The organism is Aliirhizobium smilacinae, assembly GCF_006335145.1.
Lineage (GTDB): Bacteria > Pseudomonadota > Alphaproteobacteria > Rhizobiales > Rhizobiaceae > Neorhizobium > Neorhizobium smilacinae.
Genome location: NZ_VDMN01000004.1, coordinates 311710 through 329091, shown reverse-complemented (window position 1 = coordinate 329091; position 17382 = coordinate 311710). Strand labels below are relative to the sequence as shown.

Genomic DNA, 17382 nt, shown 5'->3' with positions numbered 1-17382 from the left:
TGACGAATTCTTTGGTTTGAGCTGTGGCCTTTGCAGATCAAACCGTTTATGGAGCCGGTGCCAGTTGGCCGGGCAGCCGCGCTTTACCAATGCCGAAAGGCGGTAAGGTGAGGAAAGTCCGGGCTCCACGGAAACACGGTGCCGGATAACGTCCGGCGGGGGCGACCCTAGGGAAAGTGCCACAGAAAGCAAACCGCCTCGCTTTATGCGGGGTAAGGGTGAAAGGGTGGGGTAAGAGCCCACCGCACCGCTGGAAACAGGGGTGGCAAGGTAAACCCCACCGGGAGCAAGACCGAATAGGGATGATGCGGGGCGCCACAAGCGCCTACAGCCTGTTTCTGGGCCAGTCATCCGGGTGGGTTGCGCGAGGCGATGTGCGAGCATCGTCCCAGATGAATGGCTGCCACGTTCCGGTGTTCGCATCGGGGCCATACAGAACCCGGCTTACAGGCCAACTGGCGAATCTAACCTGACGACGATAATTGGGCGATGTATGCCCTGCGAATGTTGGTGCACGGAAGTGCGGAATGTCTCGCCTGTCGATTGAAAATATCTGTTATTTCAGTGGCTTGAGCCACGTTTCGGCAATGTTTTCGAGCTCCTCTACCGAGCCGACGGCAGCGCCTTGGTAATGTTTTGTTAAACTTAACGGGTCATAAATAAATGCTGATCGGGAGGAGCTTGCGGAGCTCTTTTCGAGAATGTCTCTTTTGTCGAATGCCGTTTCATTTTCATGCTGTGGTGGGGCGGTTTCGTGCCTCTCGATCCGGTGTCGATCCCTCCGTCTGGCGATCGTGGGGTGAGGGTGGTGTGGCGGGCTTAAAGGGGTTTGCGGTTTTGTGCTCCAATGGCAGCGAGAGTGCGGTATGGTGAATACGTCGGATATTGCTGAGGTCGAGGCCGAAGGTGGGCCGGCTCGCCATATTCCGGTTCTGCTGAAGGAAGTGGTTGATGCGCTTCAGCCAGAAGCAGGAAAGATCATTCTCGACGGCACATTTGGCGCAGGTGGATACACTTCTGCGCTTCTTTCTGCTGGTGCGTCGGTGATCGCTCTCGACCGGGATCCGACGGCGATTTCGGCGGGTCAGGCGCTTGTAGAGAAAAACCAGGGGCGCCTGTCGCTCATCCATTCCCAGTTTTCTCAATTGGCCGACTTTGCTCCGGATGAAGGTCTGGATGGGGTCGTTCTCGATATTGGCGTGTCTTCGATGCAGATCGATGAGGCCGAGCGCGGCTTCTCATTCCAGCGTAACGGGCCTCTCGATATGCGCATGTCGTCTGCGGGTGTTTCGGCCGCTGATGTCGTCAATCGTGCAAAGGTCGGTGATCTCATCCGTATCTTCGGGTTTCTCGGTGAAGAGAAACATCCGGGACGTATTGCCCGCGCCATCGAAAAGCGCCGTGAGACCCAGCTTTTCGAAACGACGCGCGATCTTGCCAATCTGATCGAGAGCGTCAATCCGCGCAAAGCCAAGGATAAGATCCACCCCGCGACCCGCGTCTTTCAGGCGCTGCGGATTTTCGTCAATGATGAGCTCGGCGAGCTGGCTCGTGCTCTCTTCGCCGCCGAACGGTCGTTGAAGCCGGGTGGGCGGCTGGTCGTTGTGACCTTCCATTCTCTCGAAGACCGGATCGTGAAGCAGTTCTTCTCTGATCGTTCCGGCAAGGCATCCGGCTCGCGGCACATGCCGGCGGTCGAGGTTCGGTCTGCCGTTTTCGATTTTCCGGGCAAGCAGATGATCGCAGCCAGCGAGGCGGAGGCGGATGTCAATCCACGGGCCCGTTCGGCGAAGCTCCGCATGGGTGTCCGTACCGCAGCGAAACCGGGCACTGCCGACCTTTCTATTTTCGCGCTGCCCGATCTTGCCAGCCTTGCGACCATGGGAGCCTGAGGATGCTGAGGAGTTTCGATCTCGTCCTGATTGGCGTGATGACCACGATGGCGGTTGTCACCTACACCATCAAGCACCGGGCCGACGAGAAGCTGACGGAGGTTCGTCGGCTCGAGGCGGAAATCAAGCTCGAGCGCGACACGATCGACCTTCTGAAGGCTGACTGGGCGCTGGTGACCCAGCCGAACCGCCTGCAGCCCCTTATCAAAAATTACGACTCGGAGCTTGGTCTCGTTCCCACCGAGCCGACGCAACTCGCCATGCCGAAGGAGCTGCCCATGCACAGGTCGCAACTCCCGCAACCCGATACGACGATCGAGGATATCATTGCCGGCAAGAGCGGTGAAGTCGCTGCTGCGCTCAAGGGTGTCGCGCAGGCCAAAGCGACACCAGCCCCCAAGGTTCCGTTGCCGGCCCCGCGTGGCTGGAGCCCTGATAACATGTCCACTGGTTCGGTGAGGCGCTGATGTCTTTTCTTTCCCGAGTCATGGTGGTCAAGCGCCGGGCGCATTTTTCATCCGACCGCAAGGGCAGGTCACCCGTCAACGGCGCGGCATTCGAAGGAACGCGCAAGCGGAAATCATCGCAGGCGCGCAACCGTGTTGGTCTTTTGATCGCAGGTTTTGCTGCATTTTACGTGCTCATCGGTGGCCGCCTCGTGCAATATGGCGTGGCACAGCCGGAGATCACATCGAGCATTCTGCCCGCGGACCGGCTGATGGCGTCGCGTCCTGACATCGTCGATCGCAATGGCGCGATACTTGCCACCGACATCCGGACCGTCTCGCTGTTTGCCGAGCCGCACAAGATCGTCGATGCCGACGAGGTGGTCGAGAAGCTCTCGACCGTGCTGACGGACCTCGATGTCAAATCGACCTATTCAAAACTCAAGTCCAATTCGCGCTTCCAATGGCTTCGCCGCCAGCTTACGCCGAAGCAGCAGAGCCAGATTCTCGCGCTCGGTGTTCCCGGTATCGGGTTCCGGCCGGAAAAGCGCCGCTTTTACCCCGGCGGCCGTACCGCAGCGCATATCGTCGGTTATGTGAATATCGACAATCGCGGCGTTGCCGGCATGGAACGTTACGTCGATAGCCAGGGGCTCGCAGATCTCGCCGCAGTCGGCATGACATCGAACCAGCCGCTGGAGCCAGTCAAGTTGTCCATCGACCTCAGGGTGCAGGCGATCGTGCAGGACGTCGTTTCTGCCTCGATCGGCAAATACCAGGCAATCGGAGCGGGTGCCGTCGTCATCGACGTGCATACGGGTGAAATTCTCGGCATGGCTTCGGCTCCGGATTTCGATCCGAACGATCCGGCCGCCGGCGGCGAGGAAGGTTGGTTCAACCGCATGTCGAACGGCACGTTCGAGATGGGATCGACCTTCAAGTCCTTCACGCTGGCCATGGGCCTCGACGACGGCAAAATGAACCTGAACAGCACGTTCGATGCGCGTTTCCCGATCCGCATCGGCGGCTTCACCATCAAGGACTTTCACGGCAAGGGTCGTGTGCTGAGCGTTCCGGAAATCTTCCAGTATTCGTCCAACATCGGTACCGCGAAGATCGCTGATGCGGTTGGTATCGAAGGTCACAAGGAATTTCTGACGCGACTGGGCCTTCTCTCCCGAATGAAGACCGAGTTGCCCGAAGTTGCTATGCCAAGCCAACCGCGGCAGTGGAAGAAGATCAATTCGATTACGATCTCCTTCGGCCATGGCGTAGCGACAACACCGCTGCAGACTGCGGTGGCCGGCGCTGCTCTGGTCAACGGCGGCAAGCTGATCGAGCCGACTTTCCTGCCCAGAAACCAAGAGCAGGCAGATGTCGTCGCCACTCAGGTACTGAAGCCTTCCACCAGCAGGGATATGCGCTACCTGTTCGAATGGAATGGCGCCAACGGCTCAGGCCGCAATGCGCGCGTCCCGGGCTTCGATGTTGGCGGCAAGACGGGCACTGCGGACAAGGTCGTCAATGGACGTTACGCTCACGACAAGAACTTCAACGCCTTCCTGTCGGCTTTCCCGATGGATAATCCGCGTTATGTCGTTTTGAGCTTCAGCGATGAACCTAAAACCGACAAGGGCAACGGTGCAGCCATTGCCGCGACCTCGGCAGCCCCGATGGTCAAGGAGATCATCAGCCGGGCGGCTCCCATTCTCGGTGTAAAGCCAAAGTTCGGCAATGACGGCTCTGCCCTGCTTGTGTCTTATTGAGCGACAACAACTCGAGCGGCGATTCGTGAACGCCGCTCGGAAGATGGAATAGATTGATGAAACTGCGTGATCTTGCTGGTCCGGATTTTCCGGAAGTGAACGACCTTCTCGCTGGTCCTCTCGGAGATACCGAGATCACCGGGCTTTCGTTGGACAGCCGCAAGATCAAGCCGGGCATGCTTTTTGCCGCTCTGGCTGGCGCCAAGGCCGATGGGCAGGGTTTTATCGGCGATGCCGCGGCGCGCGGTGCAGTCGTTGCCGTTTCCGCTCATCCGGTTGATGCGGGTATTCCGGTTCTTGTCGTTTCCAACCCAAGACGTTTCGTCGCACTCGCTGCAGCCAGGGTCTTCGGCAGGCAGCCCGAGACAATGGTGGCCGTGACCGGCACGGCAGGCAAGACATCCGTCGCGTCTTTTGTTCGGCAGATCTGGGCGAAAGCAGGTTTGAGCGCCGCGCAGATCGGAACGACCGGCGTCATTTCGCCAAGCCGGAACAATTATGGATCGTTGACAACTCCGGATCCGGTGGAACTGCAAAAGCTGTTGGCTGAACTGGCGGACGAAGGTGTCACGCACGCCGCCATGGAAGCGTCCAGCCACGGTCTGGACCAGTCGCGTCTGGACGGCGTCAGGCTTTCAGCTGCCGCCTTCACCAATCTCGGTCGCGACCATATGGATTATCATCCGACGGTCGAGGACTACATGGCCGCCAAGATGCGGCTGTTCGATACGCTGATGCCGAAAGGCTCTCCCGCCGTCATCTTCGCCGACGACGCGTGGTCGGATGAAGCGATCCGCGTTGCCAAGGCTTCGGGGTTGAATGTCCGCACGGTCGGTCGGAAGGGCGATTATCTCTGTATCAAACGGGTCGAACATTTCCGCCACAAACAGACGGCCGAAGTTCATCACAACGGTCAGATATTCGAGATCGACATTCCGCTTGCCGGAGACTTTCAGCTGGCGAATGCCCTCGTTGCGGCTGGTCTCGCGATCTCGACGGGTGTCGATGCAAAGACTGCTTTCAAGGCGCTTGAAACGCTGACCGGCGCGGCCGGCCGACTGGAACTCGTTGGTCATACAAAGGACGGCGCACTCGCTTATGTCGATTATGCCCACAAGCCCGATGCGCTGGAAAAGGTGCTGACCGCCGTTCGCCCTTTCACCAGCGGCAAGGTGCTTGTGGTGTTCGGTTGCGGTGGCGACCGCGACAAGGGCAAACGGCCGATCATGGGTGAGATTGCCACACGTCTGGCAGATATCGTGGTTGTGACGGACGACAATCCACGCTCCGAGGTGCCGGAGGTTATCCGCTCCGAGATCATGGCCGCTGCACCTGGCGCAGTCGAGATCGGTGATCGGGCCAGTGCGATACGTCATGCTGTGAACCTGCTCAAATCGGGCGATACGCTTATCGTTGCCGGCAAAGGGCACGAGGAGGGGCAGACGATCGGTACGACCGTGCTGCCGTTCTCGGATCATCTCGAAATACGTCGGGCATTGGAGGAGAGGGCATCGTGAGCTTGCTGTGGACATCGCAAGAGATGACGGCGGTCATGGAAGGTCGCCCGATCGGTACGCTTCCTGAAGGCATTACCGGGATTTCGATCGACAGCCGCTCCATCGGTGCGGGCGAAGCGTTTTTCGCGATCAAGGGCGATCGTGTCGATGGTCATGATTATGCGAGCATCGCTGTTGCCAATGGCGCCGCGTTGATTGTCGTCAGCGAAGGCAAGCTTCCCGCGCTCGGTCGGTTGACCGTGCCGATGATCGTGGTCGAAGACGTGCTGGTGGCGCTCGGCAAGCTGGCCGTGGCTGCCCGCGCGCGCAGTCACGCTCGCATCGTTGCGGTGACGGGATCGGTCGGAAAGACGACGACGAAAGAAATGCTGCGCCAGGTGCTTGCTCCCTCGGGCAAGGTGCATGCGGCCGTTGCGTCCTTCAACAATCACTGGGGTGTGCCGCTGACACTTGCCCGCATGCCGGTCGATGCCGATTACGGTGTCTTCGAGATCGGCATGAACCATGCCGGCGAGATCACCCCGCTGGTGAAGATGGTCAAACCACATGTCGCGGCCATCACAACGATAGCCGCCGCGCATCTCGGCCATTTCAAGGATTTGGAAGAGATCGCCGCAGCCAAGGCCGAGATTTTCGACGGTGTCGTCGAAGGCGGCGTTGCCGTGCTCAACCGGGATATCAAGCAGTTCGAGTTTCTGGCGCAACGCGCGCAGGAAGCAGGCGTTACGCGGATCTGCAGCTTTGGCCAGCACGCCAAGGCGGACTTCCGCCTCGCGGATTTCGAGGGTGACGGCGAGGGATCGACCATCTGGGCCGTTCTCGATGGCGAAACGCGGGAGATCAAGATCGGCGCGCCGGGACGGCATATCGCCGAAAATGCGGTTGCAGCGCTTGGCACTTGTGACCTTGTCGGCGCCGATCTCGATCGGGCGATCGAGGCACTTGTGGGCTTGAAGGCCGTCAAGGGCAGGGGCGAACGTCACCGTCTGGGTATCGGCGAAGGGCATCTGACGCTGATCGACGAAAGCTACAACGCCAATCCGGCTTCCATGCGGGCGGCGATCGCGCTGCTTGCCTCGACCACACCGGAACTGACGGGCCGACGCATCGCCGTTTTGGGTGACATGCTGGAAATGGGCGAGTTCTCCGCTCAGTTGCACGAGGAACTGACTGGCCCGCTGCTTGCTGCCGGGATCGAGCATGTCTGGCTTGCAGGCGCGGAAATGGCCGTTCTGCGCGATGCGCTTCCCGACAGTGTCGAAGTCGCATATTTCGAGCAGACATCCGAGTTGTCGGATTATGCAATCCGCTCCGTGAGACCCGGCGACGTGGTGATGGTGAAGTCTTCGCTCGGGATCGGGTTCGGCAAGATCATTGCCGCCTTGCTTGACAACTATCCGGCATTCTCCGACACGGACCACCAACTTTGAATTTTAGCGGCTTCGGGAAAGGGCCCTCATGCTGATCTGGCTTGTCGAACTGTCGGACAAACTGCAGTTTTTCAATTTGTTCCGATACATCACCTTCCGGACTGGCGCAGCCCTGTTCACGTCGGCCTTGATCGTTTTCCTGTTCGGGCCGCGGATGATCGATTCGCTGCGTGTGCGTCAGGGCAAGGGGCAGCCGATCCGTGCTGACGGTCCGCAGACCCATTTCAAGAAAGCCGGCACGCCCACTATGGGTGGGTTGATGATCCTTGCCGGCATCGTCGGCGGTTCGCTGCTCTGGGCAGACCTTTCAAACGTCTATGTCGTAGCAACTCTGCTCGTGACGCTCGGTTTCGGCGCCATCGGTTTTTATGACGACTATCTCAAGGTGACGAAGCAGTCGGACAAGGGCTTTTCCGGCAAGGCGCGTCTCGGCATCGAGTTTCTGGTCGCGGGCATTGCGGTATTTTTCATGATGCGCATGGCAATGCATGGCCAGACTTCCAACCCGTCGCTTGCCACGTCGATCGCTTTCCCGTTCGTCAAGGAATACGTTCTCAACGTCGGCATCTTCTTCATCCTGTTCGGCGGCTTCGTCATCGTCGCTGCCGGTAATGCCGTGAACCTGACGGACGGTCTGGACGGTCTTGCGATCGTGCCAGTGATGATTGCTGCCGCTTCCTTCGGCGTGATTGCCTATCTCGCGGGTAACGCCGTTTTTGCGAACTATCTGCAGATCAATTTCGTGCCCGGTACCGGCGAACTTGCGGTCATTCTCGGCGCCGTGATCGGTGCAGGCCTCGGCTTCCTGTGGTTCAATGCTCCGCCCGCGGCCATCTTCATGGGCGATACCGGCTCGCTGGCGCTCGGCGGCCTGATCGGTTCGGTTGCCGTTGCCACCAAGCACGAAATCGTCATGGCGATCATCGGCGGTCTTTTCGTCATCGAGACGCTTTCGGTGATCATCCAGGTCGGTTTCTTCAAAATGACTGGCAAGCGGGTATTCCTGATGGCTCCAATCCACCACCACTTCGAAAAGCTCGGATGGACAGAAAGCCAGGTCGTGATCCGTTTCTGGATCATCGCCGTCGGCCTCGCCATGCTCGGCCTTTCGACCCTCAAGCTTCGGTAAATTCGGTAATAATGCGATGATCCCGGTCACCACCTTCAAGGGTAAAGATGTAGCGCTTTTCGGGCTCGGCGGATCGGGCCTCGCGACTGCGCAGGCGCTTGTCGCCGGCGGTGCGTATGTGACCGCCTGGGACGACAATCCTGAAAGCGTGACCAGGGCTTCGCAGGCCGGGATAATGGTTGCTGATCTGAGGGGCATCGACTGGTCGAAACAGACGGCTTTCGTGCTTTCGCCGGGCGTGCCGCTGACCCATCCGAAGCCGCACTGGACCGTCGACCTTGCTAAGGCCGTCGGTGTCGAAGTTATCGGCGATGTCGAACTCTTCGCACGCGAGCGTCGCGCCGTAGCGCCGGGTTGCCCATTCATCGCGATTACCGGCACCAACGGCAAATCGACGACGACGGCGCTTATCGCCCATATCCTGAAGCAAAGCGGCCGGGACACCCAGCTTGGCGGCAATATCGGGACTGCAGTCCTGACATTGGACGAACCCAAGGCCGGCCGGTTCTATGTCGTCGAGTGCTCGTCGTATCAGATCGATCTTGCGCCGACGCTCAATCCGACCGCCGGGATATTGCTCAACCTGACGCCTGATCACCTCGATCGGCACGGGACGATGCAGCATTATGCCGATGCGAAGGAACGCCTCGTTGCCGGCAGCGATACCGCAATCATCGGCGTGGATGATAGTTTTTGCGCGCTGATTGCCGATCGGGTGGAGCGAGCAGGTGTGGCCGTCAAAAGGATCTCCAAGCGCAGCCCGGTGGCGGATGGCATTTATGCCGACGGAATGCAGCTGATGCAGGCGCATGGTGGTGCTGCGGAGAAGATCGCCGATCTCGACGGCATCCAGACGCTCAAGGGAGCTCATAACGCTCAGAATGCTGCTGCAGCGATTGCCGCTTGCCTGGCTGTCGGGCTTTCAACCGATGAAATTCGCCAAGGTCTGCAGTCGTTTCCCGGTCTCAAGCACCGGATGCAGCCGGTCGGCCGTCGTGCCCAAGTGGTTTTCGTCAACGATTCGAAAGCGACGAATGCCGAAGCTGCTGCTCCGGCGTTATCCAGCTATGAACGGATTTACTGGATCGCGGGTGGTCTTCCCAAGGAAGGCGGCATCGCAAGCCTCGCACCACTTTTCTCTCATATAGTGAAAGCTTATCTGATCGGAGAGGCCGCGCCGGCATTCGCGGCCACCCTGGGCGAAAGCGTGCGATACGAAATCTCCGGTACGCTGGATCAGGCTGTCGCCCATGCAGCCGCAGACGCCGATGACGACACAATGTCCTCGGCGGTGATGCTTTCGCCGGCATGTGCAAGCTTCGATCAATTCAAGAATTTCGAGGTCCGCGGGGATGCTTTCGTGCATCTCGTGGCCGACCTGCAGGACGTGACGATGCTGGTCGATACCGGAAACAGGAGCTGAGACAATGGTAAGCCGCGCAGACCGAGGACCGCTCGCAGACTGGTTCTGGACGATCGACCGCTATTTTCTGGCGGCCTTCATCCTGCTGATGGGGATCGGCTTCATGCTATCCTTCGCCGCTTCGCCTGCGGTTGCAGAGCGTATCGGTCTCGACAGTTTCCACTTCGTTGAGCGGCATGCCGTGTTTATCGTGCCGTCCTTGGCCGTCATGCTTGGCCTTTCTTTCCTCACCCCGAGACAGGTGCGGCGGACGGCCATTCTGCTCCTCGCCATTTCCCTGGTCCTGATGGTGCTCGCCTTGTTCTTCGGTGTCGAGGTCAAGGGTGCACGCCGATGGATCGGTATCGGCGCGCTGTCCATCCAGCCTTCGGAATTCATGAAGCCGGCTTTCGTCGTAGTCTGCGCTTGGCTGTTTTCCGAACATGCCCGGCAGCCGGAAATTCCCGGTAATCTTTTTGCAATCATCCTGTTCGGCATCGTCGCCGCACTTCTGGTCGCTCAGCCGGACCTTGGTCAGACGATCCTGACCAGCGTCGTCTGGGGCGGCATGTTCTTCATGGCGGGAATGCCCTGGATCTGGATCGTGCTGCTCGGTGGTGTCGGCGCCGGTGGCCTGCTTGCCGCCTATTACATGCTGCCGCACGTGACGGCGCGTTTCGACAAGTTTCTAACCGGGGAAGGCGATCGGTTCCAAGTGGAGACGGCGCATGAAGCCATCGTTCGCGGCGGCTGGTTCGGTCAGGGGCCGGGCGAGGGTATCGTCAAGCGCATCCTTCCCGACAGCCATACCGACTTCGTGTTCTCCGTCGCTGCTGAAGAATTCGGCATCGTGTTCTGCATGGCGCTGGTGCTGATCTTCGCCTTCATCGTGTTGCGCGGACTGAACCACGCCTTCAAGGAGCGCAATGACTTCAACCGTTTTGCCGTCGCCGGCCTCGTGCTGCAGATCGGCATCCAGTCGATGATCAATATCGGTGTCAATCTCGAACTGATGCCGGCCAAGGGCATGACGCTGCCGCTGATCTCCTATGGCGGATCCTCACAGGTCGCCATCTGCATTACGGCCGGTTTCATCCTTGCGCTGACCCGCCACCGGCCGGAGAAGCGTGCACAGGAACGAAGCCTGTTCCGGGTTGCACACGGCGTTCCGGCGGAGTGAGCGAATGAGCAATGGTACGATCGTTCTTGCCGCCGGGGGTACCGGCGGCCATCTCTTTCCGGCCGAGGCTCTCGGGCATGAGTTGCGTCGTCGCGGATATGCCGTTCATCTGGTGACGGACAGCCGGGCAGAGCGATTTGCCGGAAAGTTTCCGGCGGACGACATTCATGTCGTGCCTTCCGCGACCTTCGCTTCGAAGAACCCGCTTGCCATGGCGAAGACCGCATTCACCCTTTGGAAGGGCCTTCGTACGGCGCGAAAGCTGATGGTCCGTCTTCGTCCGCTCGCGGTTGTCGGTTTCGGTGGTTATCCGACCGTTCCGCCCCTTCTGGCTTCGACGGGAATCGGTATTCCGACACTGATCCATGAGCAGAATGCCGTCATGGGCCGAGCCAACAAGGCGCTTGCCAGACGCGTGCAGGCGATTGCGGGCGGTTTTCTGCCTGAGGGCCGTGGCGAACATGCGGCCAAGATCGTGGTGACAGGTAATCCTGTGCGTCCACCTGTGCTGGATGCTGCCAAGATCCCTTATGTCGCATCGCGTGGACAGGAGCCGTTCCGGCTCGTCGTGTTCGGCGGCAGCCAGGGCGCGCAGTTCTTTTCCTCTACCGTGCCGACGGCGATCAGCCTGCTGGAGCCGGGTTTGAGGGAGCGTCTTATCGTGACGCAGCAGGCGCGCAAGGAGGACAAGGATCGTGTCACATCCTGCTTCGCTAAGCTGAAGTCTCCAGCGGATATCGCGCCATTCTTTAGCGACATGGCCGACCGCCTGGCCGAAGCGCATCTCGTCATCTGCCGTTCCGGCGCATCGACGGTGAGCGAGCTGTCGGTTATCGGACGTCCATCGATCCTCGTGCCCTATCCCTACGCACTCGATCATGATCAGGCTGCGAACGCCGCTGCTCTGGTTGCCGAGGGCGGCGCGCAGGTCGTGGCGCAATCTGAGCTTTCTCCGGAGAAACTGTCGGGGCTGCTTGCTGCAGCCATGAGCGAGCCCGATCGTCTCGAAGCAATGGCGGCCGATGCGAAAAAGGCCGGCAAGCCCGAGGCGACCGAACATCTGGCCGATCTCGTCATTGCTATTGCAGAAAAGCGCCCGATCGCCGAATACAAGAAGAAGATTATAAGTGGAGTTCAGGCATGAAGATGCCCCAGGCCATAGGCCTCGTACATTTTATCGGTATTGGCGGCATCGGCATGAGCGGCATTGCCGAAGTGCTGCACAATCTCGGCCATCGGGTGCAGGGGTCCGACCAATCGGATAGCGCCAATGTGCAACGCCTTCGTGACAAGGGCATCGAGGTTTTCGTCGGCCATGAGGCCAACAATCTCGGCGATGCGGAAGTCGTCGTCGTCTCGACCGCGATCAAAAAGACCAATCCAGAGCTGATCGCTGCGCGTGAAAAATCGCTGCCGATCGTGCGCCGTGCCGAGATGCTGGCCGAACTGATGCGTTTCCGCAATGCGATCGCCATCGGCGGTACGCATGGCAAGACCACGACGACGTCCATGGTTGCCACGCTGCTGGATGCGGGCGGCCTTGATCCGACCGTGATCAACGGCGGTATCATCAATGCCTACGGCACCAACGCCCGCATGGGCGAAGGCGAGTGGATGGTGGTCGAGGCAGACGAATCGGACGGCACCTTCCTGAAGCTGCCGGCGGAAGTGGCGGTCGTCACCAATATCGATCCCGAGCATCTGGATCATTACGGCAATTTCGATGCCGTGCGGGCCGCCTTCCGCCAGTTCGTCGAGAACGTGCCATTCTATGGTTTCGGCGTGCTTTGCATTGATCATCCCGAGGTTCAGGCTCTGGTCGGCAAGATCGAGGACCGCAAGATCGTCACCTATGGTGAAAATCCGCAGGCGGATGCGCGGTTCTCGAATATCCGTATGGATGGGACCAAGGCGACCTTCGATGTCGAGATCCGCCGCCGTCGCACCGGCCGGGTTTTCAATTTCAAGGATCTTACCCTGCCTATGCCGGGGCGGCACAATATTTCCAATGCCACGGCCGCGATTGCAGTGGCCAATCGGCTTGGTATTTCCGAAGACGCTATCCGCAAGGGGCTTGCAGCTTTCGGCGGCGTCAAACGCCGCTTCACGCTGACGGGAACCTGGAACGGCGTTCAGGTGTTCGATGACTACGGGCATCACCCGGTCGAGATCAAGGCGGTGCTGAGAGCTGCGCGCGAGGCCTGCAACGGTCGGATCATCGCGGTTCACCAGCCGCATCGCTACTCACGCCTTTCAAGTCTGTTCGAGGATTTCGCGACCTGCTTCAACGACGCCGACAGCATCATCCTTGCACCGGTCTATGCGGCTGGAGAAGATCCGATCGAAGGCATCAATTCCGAGGCACTGGTTTCTCGCATCCGCGCAGGCGGTCATCGTGACGCGCGCTTTATGGAAACGCCGGTCGAACTGGCGCATATTGTTTCAGGCATTGCGAAACCAGGTGATTTCGTGGTTCTTCTGGGAGCAGGTAACATTACACAGTGGGCGGCATCATTGCCGAGGGAACTGGAAAGCATATCAGGACAGTAAGTATGAAGCAGGTAGATGGGGAAAAGCTGCTGGCCTCGCTCGGGGAGGGCGTCAACCAGTTGCGCGGGCGGCTTACGCCGGACGCATCGATGGAAAGGGTAACCTGGTTCCAGGCGGGCGGTCTGGCTGAACTTATGTTCCAGCCGCATGACGTCGATGATCTGGTGACGTTCCTGAAAATATTGCCACCCGAGGTGCCGTTGACGGTTGTCGGCGTAGGCTCAAACCTGCTCGTTCGCGACGGGGGGATTCCGGGCGTGGTCGTGCGGCTTTCGGCCAAGGGGTTTGGACAGGTGGAGCTGGTCGGCGAAAACCGCATCCGCGCTGGCGCGATCTGCCCCGACAAGCATATCGCTGCAATGGCGATGGATAACGGTATCGGCGGTTTTGCCTTCTATTACGGTATTCCCGGCTCGATCGGTGGTGCCCTGCGGATGAATGCCGGCGCCAATGGCGGCGAGACGGCGCAACGCGTTGTCGAAGTCCATGCCGTCGACCGGCAGGGTAACCTTCATGTGCTCTCCAGGGAGGACATGGGGTACAGCTACCGGCACACGAAGGTGTCTAAAGACCTGATCTTCACGCATGCGGTGTTCGAAGGTTATCCGGAAGAGCGGGCAACGATCCGCGCCGAGATGGACGCTGTTCGCCAGCACCGTGAAACGGTGCAGCCGATCAAGGAAAAGACCGGCGGGTCGACCTTCAAGAACCCCGAAGGCCATTCCGCCTGGAAGCTGATCGATGACGCTGGTTGCCGTGGATTGATGAATGGCGGCGCGCAGATGTCGTCGCTGCATTGCAATTTCATGATCAATATCGGCCATGCGACCGGATACGATCTGGAATATCTCGGCGAGATGGTGCGCCAGCGCGTGTTCGAACATGCAGGCATCAAGCTGGAATGGGAAATCAAGCGGCTCGGCATTTTCATGCCCGGCCGGGAAGTGAAGCCGTTCCAGGGTGCAGCCACGGAGTGACCGACCGTCTCGGTCCGTTCAGGAGGCGTGAATGACGCTTGTACATAATGAACGGACGAAGCTTCTCGCCAACTCGCTGGATAGACTTTCGACGGCATGTGTCGCTGCGGGTTTCATCGCACCTGCGGTGTCCCTTTCCAGCAGTTCGCTGTCGTTCGGCATTTCCTTGTCGACGGCTATTTCCACGATGGCTTGGCTTTTAGGTGCTTTGATACTACATTTAAGCGCAAGACGAGCGCTCGGAGGGCTGATCGCATGAATGCCCCAACATTCTTTTTTCTTTACATCTTGCCGTTCGTGATCGCGGGTGCAGGGTGGATTGCCGTGCTTTTGAATGAGCGGAGCAATCGCCGCAAGGTGCACATTCGCTCCGGCAAATAAATATTACAGCCTGTAGAGAAAAAGCCCGCGAGGCCAATGGCTTCGCGGGCTTTTCTGTGAGTTTGATTCCGGCATTTCTGCCTTTTGGCTCAGACCTTGTCCTTGCCCGACAGGAAGATGCAGGCGAGCGTGACCAAGGCGGCTAAGAAGAGATAGTAGCCGACATAGGTCATGCCGTAGGTCGCCTGCAGGTAGGTGGCGATGTAAGGCGCGAGCGAGGCGCCAAAGATGCCCGCCATGTTGAACGTGATCGACGAGCCGGTATAACGAACCGAGGTCGGGAATGGTGCTGCCAGCGCCGTACCGATCAGGCCGTAGGTCATGCCCATCAGTACCATGGCGAGGATCACGAACAGGAAGATCATGCCTTCGCCGTTGGTCATCAGTGCCGGCAGAATGAACGAGAATGCGGCGATCAGCGCGGTGGTGAGGATCAGCATTTCGCGACGGCCGTAACGTTCGGCAAGCTTGCCGATGACGACGATGAATATGCCGAACACGATGGAGCCGAGAAGCTGTACTTCCAGCGCATCGAGGAACGGCATCTTCAGGACCTTGACGTTGTAGGACAGAAGGTAGGCCGTGCCGATGTAAAACAGGACGAACGTCGCCAGCGCCACAAAGGTGCCGAGCACGAGGCTGCGCTTGTGCTTGCGGAACAGTTCGGCAACAGGCACTTCAACGCGCTCGTGGCTGTCGATGGCCTTCTGGAAGGCCGGCGTTTCAGTGATCGACAGACGAACCCAAAGACCGATGGCAATAAGCACGATCGAAGCGATGAACGGCACGCGCCAGCCCCAGCTCAGAAGTGCTTCCTGCGACATGAAATGCAGGAGGATCCAGAACACGCCGGAAGACAAGAACAGGCCGAACGGAGCGCCGAGCTGCGGGAACATGCCATACCAGCTGCGCTTGCCCGGAGGCGCGTTTTCGGTGGCAAGCAGAACGGCCCCACCCCATTCGCCGCCGAGACCAAAGCCCTGGCCGAAACGGCAAAGCGCCAGAAGCAGTGGTGCGAGAACGCCGATCTGCTCATAGGTCGGCAGAAGGCCGATGACGACGGTGGAGACACCCATGGTCAGCAATGCGGCCACAAGCGTGGTCTTGCGGCCAACGCGGTCGCCATAATGACCGAACACGACGGCGCCCAGCGGACGGGCGAAAAATGCGATCGAGAAGGTTGCAAAGGATGCAAGCAGGGCGCTGGTCGGATCGCTGCCCGGGAAGAACAACGCCGGGAACACCAGAACGGCGGCCGTTGCATAAACATAGAAATCGAAAAATTCGATGGTCGTGCCGACCACACTGGCCGTCAGGACTCGTGCAGGAGAATTCGTTGCAACAGGCGCTAACGGCTCAGCAGACGGCGAAGCGGATGGCATCGCGTTAGTCATACTGGTTCCAGTTCAAAAAGATTGTTCATACGGCTCTTGGGAGGGCCGGCATGCGCACTACCGCAATTTTATGACGACGAAAACCCTTTGCGCCGCAATAAATGCAAAAAAAACCGGCGCTGAATAGAATCAAGAGCTGCTGCGCTGAGCAGATCCGGTTGGCCGGCCTATGATTACATGCAACGCGTTAAAGTACGACGTTAACCATTTTGGAATGAATTTTATCAATAATATTCAGATACTTAACTCTATCCGTTAAGTAAAGTAAACGATTTATTAACCATTTTGCTGCACCAATAGGGGACGGCTTCGGTGAGAGTCGCAGGCCGCAAGCTTGGCGCATCTCCGAAATTCGAAAATTGGTGTTTTTCAAGGAGCGATGGATGAGTGGCAAGCATGTGGCTGTTTTGATGGGAGGATTTTCTTCCGAACGGCCAGTCAGCCTGTCGTCCGGCAACGCATGCGCGGATGCGCTGGAAGGTGAGGGCTATCGCATCACCCGCGTCGATGTCGGGCGCGATGTTGCTGCTGTGCTGTCCGATCTCCGTCCGGACGTTGCTCTCAACGCTCTCCATGGTCCTTTCGGGGAGGATGGGACTATCCAGGGTGTGCTCGAATATCTGGAAATTCCTTACACGCATTCGGGTGTGCTCGCGTCTGCCTTGGCGATGGACAAGGCTCAGGCAAAACATGTCGCCAAGGCTGCCGGTGTTCCGGTTGCCGAGGCTCTGGTGATGAACCGCAAGGAATTCACCAATGCTCACCCGATACCAGCTCCTTATGTGGTGAAGCCGGTACGGGAAGGGTCTTCGTTCGGTGTGGTTATCGTTCGGGAGGATCAGTCTCATCCGCCGCAGATCGTGACGTCGCCTGATTGGCTTTACGGCGATGAAGTGATGGTCGAGCGTTATGTCTATGGTCGCGAATTGACCTGTGGCGTCATGAACGGTCAGGCGCTGGGCGTTACAGAGGTTATTCCGACCGGTCCCGGCTTCTATGACTATGATGCGAAGTATGTTGCCGGTGGCTCGAAACATGTCATTCCGGCAGAAATTTCACCGAATATTTACCAAAAAATACAAGCATGGGCGGTCAAGGCGCATGAGGCTATCGGTTGCCGCGGAGTGAGTCGTTCGGATTTTCGCTTCGATGACCGGTTCTCTGACGAAGGTGAAATCATTTGGCTTGAGGTCAATACTCAGCCTGGAATGACCCCGACGTCTCTCGTGCCTGAAATGGCTGCTCACGCAGGTTATTCCTTCGGTGAGCTTGTTCGCTGGATGGTGGAGGACGCTTCTTGTCTACGGTGATCGGCAAA

Annotated in this window: 14 protein-coding genes and 1 other RNA gene; 13 read left to right on the top strand and 2 right to left on the bottom strand. The window is 58.8% G+C overall.

Going from position 1 to position 17382, the window contains the following annotated elements:
- Positions 1 to 60: 60 nt before the first annotated feature.
- The 12 genes from rnpB (at position 61) to murB (ending at position 14289) form a co-directional block, all read left to right on the top strand.
- Positions 61 to 463: RNase P RNA component class A (gene rnpB, locus FHP24_RS19495), an RNA gene on the top strand.
- A gap of 403 nt (positions 464 to 866) precedes the next feature.
- The gene (rsmH, locus tag FHP24_RS19490) at positions 867 to 1892 is read left to right on the top strand and encodes a 16S rRNA (cytosine(1402)-N(4))-methyltransferase RsmH (RefSeq protein ID WP_139677893.1); all 1026 of its coding nucleotides are present in this window, start codon (positions 867 to 869) and stop codon (positions 1890 to 1892) included.
- A 2-nt stretch (positions 1893 to 1894) separates the two neighbouring features.
- Complete coding sequence (ftsL, locus tag FHP24_RS19485; protein WP_139677892.1) at positions 1895 to 2359, top strand: cell division protein FtsL; 465 nt, start codon at positions 1895 to 1897, stop codon at positions 2357 to 2359.
- Positions 2359 to 4104, top strand: coding sequence for a peptidoglycan D,D-transpeptidase FtsI family protein (locus FHP24_RS19480; protein ID WP_139677891.1), 1746 nt, complete (start codon positions 2359 to 2361; stop codon positions 4102 to 4104). The genes ftsL and FHP24_RS19480 overlap by 1 nt, the downstream gene beginning before the upstream one ends.
- A 56-nt stretch (positions 4105 to 4160) precedes the next feature.
- Complete coding sequence (locus tag FHP24_RS19475) at positions 4161 to 5621, top strand: UDP-N-acetylmuramoyl-L-alanyl-D-glutamate--2,6-diaminopimelate ligase (RefSeq protein WP_139677890.1); 1461 nt, start codon at positions 4161 to 4163, stop codon at positions 5619 to 5621.
- On the top strand, positions 5618 to 7051 hold the full coding sequence (locus FHP24_RS19470) for a UDP-N-acetylmuramoylalanyl-D-glutamyl-2,6-diaminopimelate--D-alanyl-D-alanine ligase (RefSeq protein ID WP_139677889.1): 1434 nt from the start codon (positions 5618 to 5620) through the stop codon (positions 7049 to 7051). The genes FHP24_RS19475 and FHP24_RS19470 overlap by 4 nt, the downstream gene beginning before the upstream one ends.
- A 28-nt stretch (positions 7052 to 7079) precedes the next feature.
- The gene (mraY, locus tag FHP24_RS19465; RefSeq protein WP_139677888.1) at positions 7080 to 8180 is read left to right on the top strand and encodes a phospho-N-acetylmuramoyl-pentapeptide-transferase; all 1101 of its coding nucleotides are present in this window, start codon (positions 7080 to 7082) and stop codon (positions 8178 to 8180) included.
- A gap of 16 nt (positions 8181 to 8196) precedes the next feature.
- Entirely contained in the window at positions 8197 to 9603 is a 1407-nt protein-coding gene (gene murD, locus FHP24_RS19460) for a UDP-N-acetylmuramoyl-L-alanine--D-glutamate ligase (protein WP_139677887.1), read from the top strand.
- A 4-nt stretch (positions 9604 to 9607) separates the two neighbouring features.
- On the top strand, positions 9608 to 10762 hold the full coding sequence (gene ftsW / locus FHP24_RS19455; protein ID WP_139677886.1) for a putative lipid II flippase FtsW: 1155 nt from the start codon (positions 9608 to 9610) through the stop codon (positions 10760 to 10762).
- A 4-nt stretch (positions 10763 to 10766) separates the two neighbouring features.
- Positions 10767 to 11906 carry an undecaprenyldiphospho-muramoylpentapeptide beta-N-acetylglucosaminyltransferase gene (murG, locus tag FHP24_RS19450; RefSeq protein WP_139677885.1) on the top strand — a complete coding sequence of 380 codons (1140 nt, stop codon included), beginning with the start codon at positions 10767 to 10769 and terminating at the stop codon, positions 11904 to 11906.
- Positions 11903 to 13312 (top strand): UDP-N-acetylmuramate--L-alanine ligase, encoded by a 1410-nt coding sequence (gene murC / locus FHP24_RS19445; protein ID WP_139677884.1) that lies wholly within the window; start codon positions 11903 to 11905, stop codon positions 13310 to 13312. Before murG ends, murC begins: the two co-directional genes overlap by 4 nt.
- A 2-nt stretch (positions 13313 to 13314) precedes the next feature.
- Positions 13315 to 14289, top strand: a complete 975-nt coding sequence (gene murB, locus FHP24_RS19440) for a UDP-N-acetylmuramate dehydrogenase (RefSeq protein ID WP_139677883.1) — start codon at positions 13315 to 13317, stop codon at positions 14287 to 14289.
- Positions 14290 to 14307: 18 nt separating this feature from the next.
- On the opposite strand, the gene FHP24_RS19435 is transcribed toward murB, so the two are convergent.
- The gene (locus FHP24_RS19435; protein ID WP_139677882.1) at positions 14308 to 14652 is read right to left on the bottom strand and encodes a hypothetical protein; all 345 of its coding nucleotides are present in this window, start codon (positions 14650 to 14652) and stop codon (positions 14308 to 14310) included.
- 107 nt (positions 14653 to 14759) lie between these two features.
- Positions 14760 to 16064, bottom strand: coding sequence for an MFS transporter (locus tag FHP24_RS19430; RefSeq protein WP_139677881.1), 1305 nt, complete (start codon positions 16062 to 16064; stop codon positions 14760 to 14762).
- Between the two features lie 383 nt (positions 16065 to 16447).
- Between FHP24_RS19430 and FHP24_RS19425 the strand changes: the two genes are divergently transcribed.
- On the top strand, positions 16448 to 17374 hold the full coding sequence (locus FHP24_RS19425) for a D-alanine--D-alanine ligase (RefSeq protein ID WP_139677880.1): 927 nt from the start codon (positions 16448 to 16450) through the stop codon (positions 17372 to 17374).
- Positions 17375 to 17382: the final 8 nt, after the last annotated feature.